The organism is Ruegeria atlantica (assembly GCF_013033965.1).
GTDB lineage: Bacteria > Pseudomonadota > Alphaproteobacteria > Rhodobacterales > Rhodobacteraceae > Ruegeria > Ruegeria atlantica_D.
The window spans coordinates 481116-494252 of sequence record NZ_WQFE01000003.1 but is presented as its reverse complement, the minus strand read 5'-3'; the positions used below and the strand labels follow the sequence as shown (position 1 = coordinate 494252).

Below are 13137 nucleotides of genomic sequence, written 5' to 3'. Positions count from 1 at the left end.
GCCGTCGCCGCCGCCGCTGCCATCGCTGCCACCGCCGCCGTCACCGCCGCCGCTGCCATCGCTGCCACCGCCGTCGTTACCGCCACCGTTGCTGCCACCGTTACCGTCGCCGCTGTTGGAGTTTCCGCCACCGTTGCTGCCGCCGTTACCGTCGCCGCTGTTGGAGTTCCCACCACCGTTGCTGCCACCGTTACCGTCGCCGCTGTCGGAGTTTCCACCGCCGTTGCTGCCACCGTTACCGTCGCCGCTGCCGGAGTTTCCACCGCCGTTGCTGCCGCCGTTACCGTCGCCGCTGCCGGAGTTTCCGCCGCCGTTGCTACCGCCGCCGCCGCTGCCGCTGCCAGTGTCTGCACCGCCATTGCTGCCGCCGCTTCCGTTGCTGCCGCCGCCGTTACTGCCGCCAGCGCCACCGCCATTGCCGCCACCGCCATTGCCGCCGCCATTGCCGCCACCGCCATTGCCGCCGCCGTCACCGCCGCCGCCGCCATTGCCGCCACCGCCTTCACCGTTTTCGCCGCCATTGGTCGACGAGCCAGAGCCGCCGTTCCCACCGGCGTCGCCGGCCGACGTGTTGCTGCGGCTAACCGATTCGTTGTCGTTACCGCGGTTGGTCTGATCGGTTAGGACAGTCGCTGTTGGAATGTCGGTCAAAATGGCCGCGAACAGGGGGCACGCCTGAGACGTACGGGCCAGGATATCCTCGAAGTCGGCGCGGCGTTGAATGTAACGCAGCATCCGCTTGTCGACGACTTTGCAACTACAAAGCGTTTCAGTGGATACAGATTGACGGGCTGTTTTGACTTTGCAAACCTCAGCCGCATGAGCCGCGCTTGTTGCCATCAATGGGAATGCCGCGGATAAAAATACAAACGAATACAAACGGGACCTTACGCGCATAGCGCTACTCCTTTAAACTCATTACCTACACCTTAGAATTAAGTAATTGTGCCACAGATTTGACAAAAATACAGCCACATCTTGTCTCATTTTTCATTCGAGTGTCAGCAAAAATTGCAAGGAACTGTGCAACCTATTGGTGAAACTGTATGAAAAACAACAAAAAAGCCCGTCGGACGGACGGGCTTTATTTTGGTTAATTTAGTCGATTTGGAAGCAAATATGTCACAATCTTGGCATTGTGGAGCGTTTGGAAACAATGCCCGGAGCTGGTTCAAGCCGATTTTGCCATCCGTTTCCGCTCGTGCGGATCAAGGAAACGCTTGCGCAGCCGAATGGCGTTTGGCGTGACTTCAACCAATTCGTCATCATCGATGTAGGCAATCGCCTCTTCCAGGGAAAACTGGACATGAGGTGTCAGACGAACGGCATCGTCGGAACCGCTGGCACGCACGTTGGTGAGCTTCTTGCCTTTGAGCGGGTTAACCTCAAGGTCATTGTCGCGTGAATGCTCACCTATAACCATTCCCTGATAAACATCGGTCTGTGGGGCCACGAACATCCGGCCGCGCTCTTCCAGGTTCCAGAGCGCATAGGCCACGGCCTGACCTTTCTCCATCGAGATCAGAACGCCCGCGCGACGACCAGGGATTGCGCCTTTATGAGGCGCCCAGTCGTGGAAAACACGGTTCAGAACACCAGTGCCGCGTGTGTCGGTCAGAAACTCACCATGGTATCCGATCAACCCGCGTGACGGCACATGCGCGATGATGCGGGTTTTACCTGCGCCTGCAGGGCGCATTTCGACCAGCTCTCCCTTGCGGGCACCAGTGATTTTCTCGATTACCGAGCCAGAATACTCGTCGTCTACATCGATGGTGACTTCTTCGATCGGTTCCAGACGCTGGCCGTCTTCCTCGCGGAACAGAACCTGCGGACGAGAAATGCTCAGCTCAAACCCTTCGCGACGCATGTTCTCGATCAGAACTCCCATCTGAAGTTCACCGCGACCGGCGACTTCAAAGGCTTCACCTCCGGGGGTGTCGGTGATGCGGATCGCCACGTTCGATTCGGCCTCTTTCATCAGGCGATCCCGGATGACGCGAGACTGCACCTTTTTGCCGTCGCGACCGGCCAAGGGCGAGTCGTTGATGCCGAAGGTCACGGTGATGGTTGGCGGATCGATAGGTTGCGCGGGCAGGGCTTCGTCGACCTGCGGCGCAACCAGCGAGTCGGCCACGGTCGCTTTGCTCATGCCTGCAATGGTGACGATGTCGCCTGCCTCGGCCACGTCGATTGGCTGCTGTGCCAACCCGCGGAACGCCAGGATTTTCGACGCACGGAAGTTTTCGATCTGTGTTCCGTCACGGCTCAGCGCCTTGAGGTTGTCACCGGCCTTCAAGGTGCCGCTTTCGACGCGGCCCGTCAGGATGCGTCCGATGAACGGGTCGCTGCCCAGCGTCGTGGCCAACATGCGGAAGGGTTCGTCTTTGCGCTCGGCCTGTTTGGGGGCGGGAACGTGATCGACGATAAGGTCGAATAGCGCGGTCAGGTCCTTGCGGGGACCATCCAGTTCCATGTCCGCCCAACCCGAACGGCCCGAGGCATACATAGACGGGAAATCCAGCTGATCATCATCGGCACCAAGGTTTGCGAACAGGTCAAAGCACTCATCGAGTGCACGATCAGGCTCGGCATCCGGTTTGTCGACCTTGTTCAGAACGACAATGGGACGCAAGCCAAGCGCCAGCGCCTTGGAGGTCACGAATTTGGTCTGCGGCATCGGACCTTCGGCTGCGTCCACCAGCAGGACAACGCCGTCCACCATGCTTAGGATCCGCTCAACCTCGCCACCGAAATCGGCGTGGCCGGGGGTATCAACGATGTTGATCCGGGTGCCATTCCACTCGACCGAAGTCGCCTTGGCAAGGATGGTGATGCCGCGCTCGCGCTCCAAATCGTTGCTGTCCATGGCGCGTTCCGCCACCGCCTGATTTTCCCGGAACGCACCGGATTGTTTGAGCAGCTCATCCACCAGGGTCGTCTTGCCGTGGTCCACGTGAGCGATGATTGCGATATTGCGCAGGTCCATGAGAGGTCAGCCTTTGAACGGGAAGTTGCCGCGCGCATAACGCGGTTTGACTGAATAGGCCAGCCCTAACCGGTCATCAGTGGCCGGCTGTGTTGGAAAACAGGTGAATGACAAGGATTCCGGTCAAAATCATGGCCAATCCAACCACAGCGGGCCAGTCGAGGCGCTGACCGAAAACGATGAATCCGATAATGGCAATCAGCACGATCCCCAGGCCTGACCAAATGGCATATACGATGCCAACCGGCATGTATTTCAGGGTGAGGCCGAGCAGGTAGAAGGCCACTCCGTATCCAACAACTACCAGAACAGAGGGCCAAAACCGGCTGAACTGCTGGCTGGCCTGCAGCGCCGAGGTGCCAATCGTTTCAGCGATAACCGCCAGCAAAAGGATGAGATAGGCTTTGGGCAATGTGTGCCTCGAGTTTAGTTGCGATGCGGAAGGGTTGAGCACGATATTCCGTTTCGCGGCAAGAAGAATTTGGGCGAAAATCAGGAAAGTTACGACCGCCTGGCAAATGGGGTGGTGTGCCGGTGAGGTCAGGATAACCATACTATTTCAAAGAGATAGATTCTGATATGAAGCAGATGTTTTTTAGTTTTCTTTTATGAGTTTTCTATGACGAAATTTGCGATATCCGTGATCGTCGCTTCGGCATTGATAGTGGCGCTTGGGTGGCTTGCGGGCGGGGGGTCCGTCGACATAAACGCAGCCAGTGGTGTTGAGCGGTTCGAAAGTTTTCAGGTTTAAGTGCCTGCCGGAACGATTGGAAAAGGGGCCTTAGCGCCCCTTTTTCTTTTGGCTCAGCCGACAGCATTTTCCGAAAAGTACGTGCTCAGTTTCGGCCGCAGCCACGACCACAGTTCTGGTGCGCCGCGATTGATCGGCGTTCCCACGCGCTGTTCGATTTGGGCAAAGGTTACGTCGTAATCCACCCAGGATCCTCCGCCGGTTTCAAGATTTCCGACCGGGGTTTGAAACCGATCAATGGCCTTGGCAAAGCGCGCATCTGCAGTTTCGGCGTCCTCGAACTCTTGCCAAAGTGTCCGGAAAGTCAACTGAGGTGCCTTGGGCAGCAGACCAAAAAGCCTGTCGGCAGCGGCCTGTTCTTCAGCCTCTTGCGCGGCGTGGTCCACCTGACCGTGGATGGGGTGATCTCCGGCGTCGATCTCGACAATGTCGTGCAGCAGCAGCATCTTCAGGACACGTTCCAGAGACACGCCAGGCTGCGCGTATTCCGCCAATACCCAGGCAAACAGCATGATGTGCCAGGAATGTTCGGCCGAGTTTTCAAACCGCTCTCCGGACAACAGGCGTGAAGCGCGGTAAACGGATTTAAGGCGGTCTGCCTCAGCTAAAAAAGCCAGCCGCTCGGAAAACGCGGATTCGGACGCTGATTGCTTGTTCAGCAGGGCGCTGGCTAAGCTGTGCGCTTCAGGGAATTCCTGCGCCAGATATGCAGCGCGACCAGTGCTGAGGTTTTCTCGGACAACCTCGACATGGTCAGGGTTGGGAGTTGGTGCGCACATGACTTGAAACAGCGGTTGGCATCGGTCGAGGTATTTGGCGAATTTGGCGTCTGGCGTCGTGTCGGCTTCGAATTCTTCCCAGAGGGCACGAAAAACGATTGTCTGGTCGTCCGGCAAAAGCCCGAACAACTTATCCGCAGCGACCCGCTCGGCCTGCTCTACCGCGCTCCAGTCGGTGTCCAGATGAATGGGGTGATCGCCCACGATGATCTCAACCAGATCGTGCAACAGAAGCATGCGTATGACGCGGTTGATGTCGACGTCGTCACCCGCCAGCGGCTCCATTGTCAGCGCCCATAACGCCAGGTGCCAACTGTGCTCTGCGGCGTTTTCCGGCCGGGACTGATCTAGTAATGCATTCGCGCGATCGACCGACTTCAGCCTGTCCGCGCGTTTCAGGAATTCAAGTTGCGCGGACAGTCTTTCAGTCATTTCTTTTCAATCGCTTTCACTTGGGATCGGTGTTTGGTCAGTCTATCGATGACAAATTTGCGCGCCTTGCGTTCTGCCATGCGCACACGAATCTCAGTTAGGAACGCTTCTTCCAGAGTCTGTGAGGACGCACCCAAAAGCTCTCCCACTTCGACAAAGAAACGATCATCGCCGGTTTCATCCATCACCTTCATCGTGTCCTCAGCCAGTTTGGAGGCGAGGTTACTGATGGTGTCGGACATTAGCGCGTGTTCTCGGTCAGGCGACGTTTTACATAGTCGCTGACATCGGTGATCAGCGTGTCCATGTGACGATCCTGGAAGAAGTGATCAGCACCTTCGACCTCATTATGAGTGATGGTGATGCCCTTCTGCTCGTGCAGTTTGTTGACCAGAGATGTGGTGTCGGCGGGTGGTGCTACACGGTCAGAGGAACCATTGATGATCAGGCCAGATGACGGGCAGGGCGCCAGAAATGAAAAGTCATACATGTTCGCGGGCGGCGAGACACTGATGAAACCGGTAATTTCCGGGCGCCGCATCAACAGCTGCATGCCGATCCATGCACCAAACGAGAAACCCGCGACCCAGCAGTGTTTCGAGTTGTTATTCATCGACTGCAGGTAATCCAGCGCCGAGGCGGCATCGCTCAACTCTCCGACGCCCTGATCGTATTCGCCCTGGCTGCGGCCTACGCCGCGGAAGTTAAAGCGCAACACGGTAAAGCCCATGTTGTAGAACGCGTAGTGCAGGTTATAGACCACCTTGTTGTTCATGGTCCCGCCAAACTGAGGATGCGGGTGCAGCACGATGGCGATCGGTGCGTCTTTTTCCTTTTGCGGGTGGTAGCGGCCTTCCAGGCGGCCTTCGGGTCCGGGAAAAATCACCTCGGGCATGTGTGCTTTGGTCCTGTCTTTTTCTTCCTGATGCCACGATATACTTGACGGTTATCGTATGGCACTTTAGAACGGTTCTAATTGTGATGCTATGCGCAAGGCGCTGCTTGTCGGAGATACGCACTGGCGGCGGCGGCGTCAATGTTTTCGCGTATAACCTGCCATAAGGGAAAGACAATGAAGCTTTCGACGAAGGGTCGTTACGCGATGGTTGCTTTGGCTGATATAGCATTGCAGCCGACTGAAGGGTTGGTAACTCTTAGCGAAATATCTGAGCGTCAGGATATTTCTCTGCCATATCTCGAGCAGCTGTTTGTCAAGCTACGCCGGGCCGAGTTGGTGTCGTCGGTGCGCGGACCTGGTGGCGGCTACCGATTGGCGCGCCCGGCATCCGAGATTCGCGTTGTCGAAATTCTGGCCGCGGTGGACGAAACCGTTGATGCCTTGCAGAAGGGCGCGGGGGCTTCGGGTGCGTCGTCGGGCAGCAGGGCGCAATCCTTGACCAACCGGTTGTGGGAAGGTCTAAGCGCACATGTCTATGTCTTTCTGCACCAGACGCGATTGTCCGACGTGATCAAGAACGACCTGGCCCCATGTCCTGCCGTACCAAGCCTGTTTGCCGTGGTTGATGAGTGATCCATTGCCCTTTATGTCACCCACACTTCACCGGTTTTCCATCAGGAAAAAGATGTATCCATGAATCGTATTTATCTGGATCATAACGCCACAACGCCGCTCCGCCCCGAGGCGCGCGACGCCATGGTTGCGGCGATGGACCTGTGCGGAAATCCTTCATCCGTGCATGCCGAGGGTCGTGCGGCCAAGGCTTTGGTAGAACGCGCCCGCGCGCAGATCGCTGCGGCATTTGGAGCTGACGGCGCAGACATTGTGTTCACGTCCGGATCCACTGAAGGGGCCGCGTTGACCCTGGCGGGACGGGAACTGCATGGGTCCGCACTTGAGCATGATGCGATCCGGTCGTGGATCATCGAAGACTTGCCCGCGTCGCAGTCCGGTCAGGTGGATGTTCCAAACCCTGTGCAGTCAACCCTGCAACTGGCGAATTCCGAGACCGGGATTGTCCAATCGATTCCCAACGGATTGGCCGTGACCGATGCGACTCAGGCGTTTGGCAAATTGCCCGTGGCTTTTAACTGGATGGGCGCCCAAATGGCATTGATTTCGGCGCATAAGCTGGGCGGGCCAAAAGGTATCGGTGCCGTTGTGATGAAACGTGGCACGGATCTGCCTGCAATGATCAAGGGCGGCGGTCAGGAGATGGGCCGGCGCTCGGGCACGGAAAATGTCATTGGAATCGCTGGGTTCGGGGCCGCAGCTGAGGCTGCGGCACGGGATCTCTCCAGCGGTGTTTGGGAACAGGTTCGTGAATTTAGAAATATTCTAGAAAATGCCCTTGAGGCTGGTTCTAAATCTACTATTTTTGTCGGGAAAGGTCAGGATCGCCTGCCAAATACCTCTTGTTTCGCAACTCCGGGCTGGAAGGGTGAAACGCAAGTCATGCAGATGGATTTGGCGGGTTTTGCTATCAGCGCAGGTTCTGCCTGTTCCAGCGGAAAGGTCCGGGCCAGCGCGGTGTTGACCGCAATGGGTTTTGATGAGGTTACAGCAGCCAGCGCGATCCGCGTGTCTCTGGGGCCTATGACCACTGAAGAAGATGTGCTGCGTTTCGCCGAAACGTGGCTTGAAAAAGAAAAGAAGCATCGCGCGCGTGCCGCGTGATCTGACGGAGGGTGTCAAATGGCCGCTTTGGACCAAACCCAGGTAAAAGAAGGTGTCGATCAGGAAACCGTGGATGCGGTACGCGAGGTCGGAACCTACAAATACGGATGGGATACAGATATCGAGATGGAATACGCCCCCAAGGGCGTGAACCCGGATATCGTTCGATTGATCTCGGAAAAGAACGAAGAGCCCGAGTGGATGACGGAATGGCGTCTGGCCGCGTTCGAACGCTGGACACAGATCGAAGAACCAAACTGGGCTATGGTTCACTATCCCAAGATCGACTTTCAGGACCAGTATTACTATGCACGTCCCAAGTCGATGGAGGAAAAGCCGAAGTCGTTGGATGAGGTCGACCCCAAGCTGCTGGCCACCTACGAAAAGCTGGGTATCCCGCTGAAAGAACAGATGATTTTGGCGGGTGTCGAAGGCGCCGAAGATATGCCCGCCGAGGGGCGCAAGGTCGCTGTGGACGCGGTGTTTGACTCGGTTTCTGTTGGTACGACTTTCCAGGATGAACTGGCGAAACACGGTGTGATCTTCTGTTCGATCTCCGAGGCGATCCGCGAGCACCCGGAACTGGTCAAGAAATACCTCGGTTCGGTCGTGCCGGTTTCAGACAACTTCTACGCCACGCTGAACTCGGCCGTATTCTCGGATGGCTCGTTCGTCTACATCCCGCCGGGTGTTCGCTGCCCGATGGAGCTGAGCACATATTTCCGCATCAACGCGGAAAACACCGGTCAGTTCGAACGTACGCTGATCATCGCGGACAAGGGCTCGTATGTGTCCTATCTGGAGGGCTGCACCGCACCGCGACGCGACACGGCACAGCTTCACGCCGCTGTTGTCGAGATCATCATCGAAGAAGACGCCGAGGTGAAGTACTCAACCGTCCAGAACTGGTTCCCTGGGGATGAAGAAGGCAAGGGCGGTATCTACAACTTTGTGACCAAGCGCGCCGATTGCCGGGGCGATCGGTCAAAGGTGATGTGGACGCAGGTCGAAACTGGCTCGGCCGTAACCTGGAAGTACCCGTCCTGCATTCTGCGCGGTGACGAAAGCCAGGGTGAGTTCTACTCGATCGCGATTACCAACAACTATCAGCAGGCCGATACTGGCACCAAGATGGTTCACCTGGGCAAGAACACCAAGTCGCGCATCGTGTCCAAAGGGATCAGCGCGGGTAAAGCCCAGAACACCTATCGCGGGCTGGTCTCGATGCACCCCAAGGCCAAGGACAGCCGCAACTATACCCAGTGCGACAGCTTGCTGATTGGCGACAAATGCGGGGCCCACACGGTGCCTTACATCGAGGTTCGCAACAACTCGAGCCGGGTTGAGCATGAGGCGACGACGTCCAAGGTGGACGATGATCAACTGTTCTATTGCCGTCAGCGCGGTATGGACGAGGAAGAGGCCGTGGCGCTGGTCGTTAACGGGTTCTGCAAAGACGTCCTGCAGGCGTTGCCGATGGAATTCGCCATGGAGGCGCAACAGCTGGTGGCGATCAGCCTAGAGGGATCTGTGGGATAACCCGCGTACTTGAAACGAGGATCGTCGTGACCGTGTTTTTCACAGCATTGAAAATTGTTGCTGGTCCTTGCTCGGGCATAAGGCAAGCGTAGGTATGGAACAGTCTGAACCTCAAAAAGAGGCTGTCCCCATCAAGCTTTTTTGGTGGAACAATAGCCCAAATTTCGGGGATGATCTTTCTCGTGACGTTGTGGCGCATGAGTCTGGTCGGCCCGTGGTGTGGGCAAAACCTGTTCGGGCTGAACTGTTCGCGATCGGTTCGATCATGTCCTTTGTCAGCCGCGGCGCTCTGGGGCGTGGTTCGCCTGTAAAACCGTTCGTTTGGGGAAGTGGATGTATCGAGCCTTTGGCAACGGATTTTGTGAAATCGGTGCGAAGTCCTAAGACTGTGCGCGGTCCAATTACGGCATCTCTTCTGGACCTGCGGAACGTAACCTTTGGCGATCCCGGAGTTTTGGCCAGCCGAGTCCATCCGAGAACTGAGGCGCAGGATGACATCATCGGCATCGTACCACACCATAGCGAGGTCGAAGATCCGAAAATCGTGGCTCTGGTCGCATCGGACCCCAGGTTCAAACTGATAGACACCAGAAGACCGGCCGATGTCGTTTGTGCTGAAATTGCCGTTTGTGCGCAAATCTTCTCTTCCAGCCTGCATGGGCTGATCGTTGCGGACAGTTACGGTGTGGCCAACCACTGGTTCAAACTGAACAAAATACATAAGAAACCCGGATTGAAGTTTTACGACTATGCAACCGGAATTGAACGCGCTTTGCCCCCGCCATTGAACGTGGGGGAGATCGCGAAACTAGCAAAGAACGAGCCTCCGGGTTCACTGGCCTACCAGAATGGTATCGAACAGAGCCAGTTGAACTTGTTGGAGAGCTTTTCAACAATCACGCAAGAAACGGAACTCCATCATGCTTGAAATCAAAAACCTGCACGTGAAACTTGAGGAAGAAGAAAAGCAAATCCTCAAAGGTGTCGATCTGACGGTTGAGGCTGGAAAAGTGCACGCGATCATGGGGCCGAACGGTTCGGGCAAGTCGACGCTCAGCTATGTTCTGTCGGGTCGTGATGGGTATGAAGTGACCGAGGGTTCGGCCACATTGGAAGGTGCGGACCTGTTGGAAATGGAGCCGGAAGAACGCGCTGCTGCCGGCATCTTTCTGGCATTCCAGTACCCGGTTGAGATCCCGGGCGTTGGTAACATGACCTTCCTGCGCACGGCCGTGAACGCACAACGTAAGGCGCGCGGTGAAGAAGAGCTTTCGGCAGCGGACTTCCTGAAGGAAGTGCGTGCCAAGGCGAAATCACTGAAGATTGACGCAGACATGCTCAAGCGTCCGGTAAACGTTGGCTTCTCGGGTGGTGAGAAGAAGCGCAACGAAATCCTGCAGATGGCGATGCTGGAACCCAAGATGTGCATCCTGGACGAGACCGACTCGGGTCTGGACGTTGATGCGATGAAGCTGGTGGCCGAAGGTGTCAACGCGCTGCGGGACGAAGGCCGTGGTTTCCTGGTGATCACCCACTATCAGCGTCTGCTGGACCACATCAAACCCGACGTCGTGCACATCATGGCAGATGGTCGGATCGTGAAAACCGGTGGTCCTGATCTGGCGCTGGAAGTTGAAAACAACGGTTATGCCGACATCCTGGCCGAGGTGAACTGATGGCGCTGCCCGAAGTAAAACAAACCGCGACCGAAGCGCGGCTGGCCACGTTGACCATGCCCGACGCCGGTTGTACCCGGGCTGCGCGTGAAGACGCGCTGGCGCGTGTGCTGGAAATGGGTCTGCCGGGTCGGCGCGACGAGTACTGGAAATACACGCGTCCCGACACGCTGATTTCGCCCGAAGCGCCACGTGCTGCGCTGTTCAATTCGGACGAGCCGCTGCTGTTTGGCAATCTGGATCGATTGAAGATCGTTTTCATCGACGGTGTATTTAGCGCCGAGGACTCGGATGATCTGGAACTGGAAGGCGTCAGCATCGACCGGATCGAGGACATCTGCTGCAAGGATATCCATTGGGCTAAAGAGCTGTATGGCGTCCTCGAAGCGCGTGGGCAATCTCCAGTACAACGGCCTTTGGCGGCTTTGAATACAGCTTTTGCTGCGGACGGTGTCGCAATCCATGTGACCGGTAAGCCGTCGAAGCCGATCAGCCTGATTTATCGCCATGCGTCTGAAACCTCTGACGCGATGCTGCATCACATCATCCGCGTTGAAAGCGGTGCAGAGGTGACGATCCTCGAAAACGGACCAGCCGCGTCGCGTTTCAATAAGTGCATGGAGATCGACATCGCCGATGGCGGCATTTTGCATCACGTTCGCGCACAGGGCAGGGATCACGAACGCCGCGCCGCGACACACATGTTCACGCGTCTGGGGCAGGAATCTGTCTATAAATCCTTCACGCTTACGGTGAACGGCATTCTGACCCGCAACGAGCAAGTCGTCGAACTGACCGGTGATGATGCGGTCGCCCATGTGGCGGGTGCGTGTGTTGGCGATGGCGATTTCCACCATGATGACACGGTTTTCGTCACGCATGACGCGGTAAACTGCGAAAGCCGTCAGGTGTTCAAGAAAGTCTTGCGCAACGGTGCGACCGGCGTTTTCCAGGGCAAAATCCTGGTCAAGGAAGGTGCACAGAAGACAGACGGTTATCAGATCAGCCAATCTTTGCTTCTGGATGACGACAGCCAGTTTCTCGCCAAACCCGAGCTTGAAATCTATGCAGACGATGTTGCGTGTTCGCACGGATCGACCTCGGGCGCGATTGACGAGACGGCGCTGTTCTACCTTCGCTCACGTGGCGTGCCAGTGAAGGACGCCACCAACATGCTGACGCTGGCATTTCTGGCCGAAGCGGTCGATGAGATCGAAGATGCGGCATTGGCCGAGGCCATCGTGAACCGCCTAGAAGGCTGGTTGTCGCGGCATATCTGATGCCTTTGACCGCGGATATCGTGGCCACCTATCGGGGGCCGGGACGGGTCGTGCGGCGGCTTCTTGACCTTGGCCCGCGCGAGGACAGGGCGCTGGTGTTTGTCATGGCCTTTTGTGTCGTGGCATTCATCGCTCAGCTGCCCGGCCTTGCGCGGCGCGCGCACATAGAAGGGCTGGAGCTGGATATGTTGATGGGTGGTGCCCTGATGGGCACTGTCTTTATCTTGCCGCTGTTTTTCTACCTGCTGGCATTTGTTTCATATGGTGCCGCCCGTCTGGTCGGCGGTCAGGGAACGTCCTATGGCGCACGGTTGGCGCTGTTTTGGGCGCTGTTGTCCTCGACGCCTCTGGTCCTTTTGAATGGTTTGGTCGCCGGTTTCATAGGGTCTGGCCCGGCCCTGACAATCGTGGGGATTGTCTGGTTCGCAGTCTTCCTGTGGTTCTGGCTGGCAGGTCTCAGACAAGCACAAAGGCAGCAAGAATGAATCCCACTGGCTTTGTCGATCTTGCGATACTGACCCTGACAAACCCGGCCCAGGCGGCCCGGCGACTTTTGGATATGCGTCCAGGGCGCGAGGTTTTGTGGCTGGCGTTCTTTCTGGCAGTGGTGCTGAATGGCCTTGTGCAACTGGGCATTGATCATTTGATCCCGGTCCCTGCTGGCGAACCCGTACCCACACCAGAGCCTGTGTTTCTGGGTTTGATCCGATCTGCCGGCGCCATGATGCTGAGCGTCGGGGCCTTCCTGTTCGTGGGTCGGTTTCTGGGTGGCCGTGCAACGTTCGATGACATCCTGACACTGACGATCTGGCTGCAATACCTTCAGATCGCAGCGATGATGATCACGCTGGTCGCCGCAATTGTGCTGCCGTTTTTGATGCTGATGTTTTTACTGGCCACAGCAATAATCAGTCTTTACGTCACGCTTCATTTTTTGAATGAAGCACACCAGTTCGGTTCGCTTGCTAAATCCTTCGGGGTCATCGTGTTGTCTGCTCTGATCGCAGTGCCCTTTGTCCTCGCATTAACGCCCGGCGGCCCCGTATAGGGAATAGA

The 13137-nt window shown here is 56.8% G+C and carries 14 protein-coding genes and 1 pseudogene; 9 read left to right on the top strand and 6 right to left on the bottom strand.

Going from position 1 to position 13137, the window contains the following annotated elements; all coding sequences use genetic code 11:
• The 3 genes and pseudogenes from GOW16_RS08805 to GOW16_RS08795 form a co-directional block, all read right to left on the bottom strand.
• Positions 1 to 735: pseudogene (locus tag GOW16_RS08805) on the bottom strand (hypothetical protein); the annotation flags it as partial.
• Positions 736 to 1171: 436 nt separating this feature from the next.
• Positions 1172 to 2989: a translational GTPase TypA gene (typA, locus tag GOW16_RS08800; RefSeq protein WP_170413339.1), complete on the bottom strand. Its 1818-nt coding sequence runs from the start codon at positions 2987 to 2989 to the stop codon at positions 1172 to 1174.
• A 76-nt stretch (positions 2990 to 3065) separates the two neighbouring features.
• Positions 3066 to 3401, bottom strand: a complete 336-nt coding sequence (locus GOW16_RS08795) for a DMT family transporter (RefSeq protein ID WP_254429720.1) — start codon at positions 3399 to 3401, stop codon at positions 3066 to 3068.
• A gap of 207 nt (positions 3402 to 3608) precedes the next feature.
• Here GOW16_RS08795 and GOW16_RS22970 point away from each other — a divergent pair, with 207 nt between their 5' ends.
• Entirely contained in the window at positions 3609 to 3740 is a 132-nt protein-coding gene (locus tag GOW16_RS22970; RefSeq protein WP_302478056.1) for a hypothetical protein, read from the top strand.
• A gap of 53 nt (positions 3741 to 3793) precedes the next feature.
• On the opposite strand, the gene GOW16_RS08790 is transcribed toward GOW16_RS22970, so the two are convergent.
• Genes GOW16_RS08790 through GOW16_RS08780 form a run of 3 tightly spaced genes read right to left on the bottom strand, consistent with a single transcriptional unit; the run spans position 3794 to position 5846 of the window.
• Complete coding sequence (locus GOW16_RS08790) at positions 3794 to 4951, bottom strand: HD domain-containing protein (RefSeq protein ID WP_170413332.1); 1158 nt, start codon at positions 4949 to 4951, stop codon at positions 3794 to 3796.
• A complete protein-coding gene (locus tag GOW16_RS08785) occupies positions 4948 to 5193 on the bottom strand; it encodes a hypothetical protein (protein WP_170413329.1) in 246 nt (81 codons plus the stop codon). Before GOW16_RS08785 ends, GOW16_RS08790 begins: the two co-directional genes overlap by 4 nt.
• On the bottom strand, positions 5193 to 5846 hold the full coding sequence (locus GOW16_RS08780; protein WP_170413326.1) for an alpha/beta hydrolase: 654 nt from the start codon (positions 5844 to 5846) through the stop codon (positions 5193 to 5195). Before GOW16_RS08780 ends, GOW16_RS08785 begins: the two co-directional genes overlap by 1 nt.
• Before the next feature lie 177 nt (positions 5847 to 6023).
• Between GOW16_RS08780 and GOW16_RS08775 the strand changes: the two genes are divergently transcribed.
• The 8 genes from GOW16_RS08775 to GOW16_RS08740 all read left to right on the top strand — a co-directional run bounded on the left by GOW16_RS08775 (position 6024) and on the right by GOW16_RS08740 (position 13129).
• The gene (locus GOW16_RS08775; protein ID WP_170413323.1) at positions 6024 to 6482 is read left to right on the top strand and encodes an Rrf2 family transcriptional regulator; all 459 of its coding nucleotides are present in this window, start codon (positions 6024 to 6026) and stop codon (positions 6480 to 6482) included.
• 60 nt (positions 6483 to 6542) lie between these two features.
• Positions 6543 to 7586, top strand: a complete 1044-nt coding sequence (locus tag GOW16_RS08770) for a cysteine desulfurase family protein (protein ID WP_170413320.1) — start codon at positions 6543 to 6545, stop codon at positions 7584 to 7586.
• An 18-nt stretch (positions 7587 to 7604) separates the two neighbouring features.
• Positions 7605 to 9125, top strand: a complete 1521-nt coding sequence (sufB, locus tag GOW16_RS08765; protein ID WP_170413317.1) for a Fe-S cluster assembly protein SufB — start codon at positions 7605 to 7607, stop codon at positions 9123 to 9125.
• A 214-nt stretch (positions 9126 to 9339) separates the two neighbouring features.
• Complete coding sequence (locus tag GOW16_RS08760) at positions 9340 to 10053, top strand: polysaccharide pyruvyl transferase family protein (protein WP_217354547.1); 714 nt, start codon at positions 9340 to 9342, stop codon at positions 10051 to 10053.
• Positions 10046 to 10801, top strand: a complete 756-nt coding sequence (gene sufC / locus GOW16_RS08755; RefSeq protein ID WP_170413310.1) for a Fe-S cluster assembly ATPase SufC — start codon at positions 10046 to 10048, stop codon at positions 10799 to 10801. The genes GOW16_RS08760 and sufC overlap by 8 nt, the downstream gene beginning before the upstream one ends.
• Complete coding sequence (gene sufD / locus GOW16_RS08750) at positions 10801 to 12081, top strand: Fe-S cluster assembly protein SufD (RefSeq protein WP_170413307.1); 1281 nt, start codon at positions 10801 to 10803, stop codon at positions 12079 to 12081. The genes sufC and sufD overlap by 1 nt, the downstream gene beginning before the upstream one ends.
• Positions 12081 to 12566 carry a YIP1 family protein gene (locus GOW16_RS08745; protein WP_170413304.1) on the top strand — a complete coding sequence of 162 codons (486 nt, stop codon included), beginning with the start codon at positions 12081 to 12083 and terminating at the stop codon, positions 12564 to 12566. The genes sufD and GOW16_RS08745 overlap by 1 nt, the downstream gene beginning before the upstream one ends.
• Entirely contained in the window at positions 12563 to 13129 is a 567-nt protein-coding gene (locus GOW16_RS08740) for a YIP1 family protein (RefSeq protein WP_170413301.1), read from the top strand. Before GOW16_RS08745 ends, GOW16_RS08740 begins: the two co-directional genes overlap by 4 nt.
• Positions 13130 to 13137: the final 8 nt, after the last annotated feature.

What these genes read in the sequence shown, in the direction of transcription:
- sufC (WP_170413310.1), top strand. Translation starts at nt 10,046, where the DNA reads ATGCTTGAAATCAAAAACCTGCACGTGAAACTTGAGGAAGAAGAAAAG.
- typA (WP_170413339.1), bottom strand. Translation starts at nt 2,989, where the DNA reads ATGGACCTGCGCAATATCGCAATCATCGCTCACGTGGACCACGGCAAG.
- GOW16_RS08780 (WP_170413326.1), bottom strand. Translation starts at nt 5,846, where the DNA reads ATGCCCGAGGTGATTTTTCCCGGACCCGAAGGCCGCCTGGAAGGCCGC.
- GOW16_RS08745 (WP_170413304.1), top strand. Translation starts at nt 12,081, where the DNA reads ATGCCTTTGACCGCGGATATCGTGGCCACCTATCGGGGGCCGGGACGG.
- GOW16_RS08785 (WP_170413329.1), bottom strand. Translation starts at nt 5,193, where the DNA reads ATGTCCGACACCATCAGTAACCTCGCCTCCAAACTGGCTGAGGACACG.
- GOW16_RS22970 (WP_302478056.1), top strand. Translation starts at nt 3,609, where the DNA reads ATGACGAAATTTGCGATATCCGTGATCGTCGCTTCGGCATTGATAGTG.
- GOW16_RS08740 (WP_170413301.1), top strand. Translation starts at nt 12,563, where the DNA reads ATGAATCCCACTGGCTTTGTCGATCTTGCGATACTGACCCTGACAAAC.
- GOW16_RS08775 (WP_170413323.1), top strand. Translation starts at nt 6,024, where the DNA reads ATGAAGCTTTCGACGAAGGGTCGTTACGCGATGGTTGCTTTGGCTGAT.
- sufD (WP_170413307.1), top strand. Translation starts at nt 10,801, where the DNA reads ATGGCGCTGCCCGAAGTAAAACAAACCGCGACCGAAGCGCGGCTGGCC.
- GOW16_RS08790 (WP_170413332.1), bottom strand. Translation starts at nt 4,951, where the DNA reads ATGACTGAAAGACTGTCCGCGCAACTTGAATTCCTGAAACGCGCGGAC.
- GOW16_RS08770 (WP_170413320.1), top strand. Translation starts at nt 6,543, where the DNA reads ATGAATCGTATTTATCTGGATCATAACGCCACAACGCCGCTCCGCCCC.
- sufB (WP_170413317.1), top strand. Translation starts at nt 7,605, where the DNA reads ATGGCCGCTTTGGACCAAACCCAGGTAAAAGAAGGTGTCGATCAGGAA.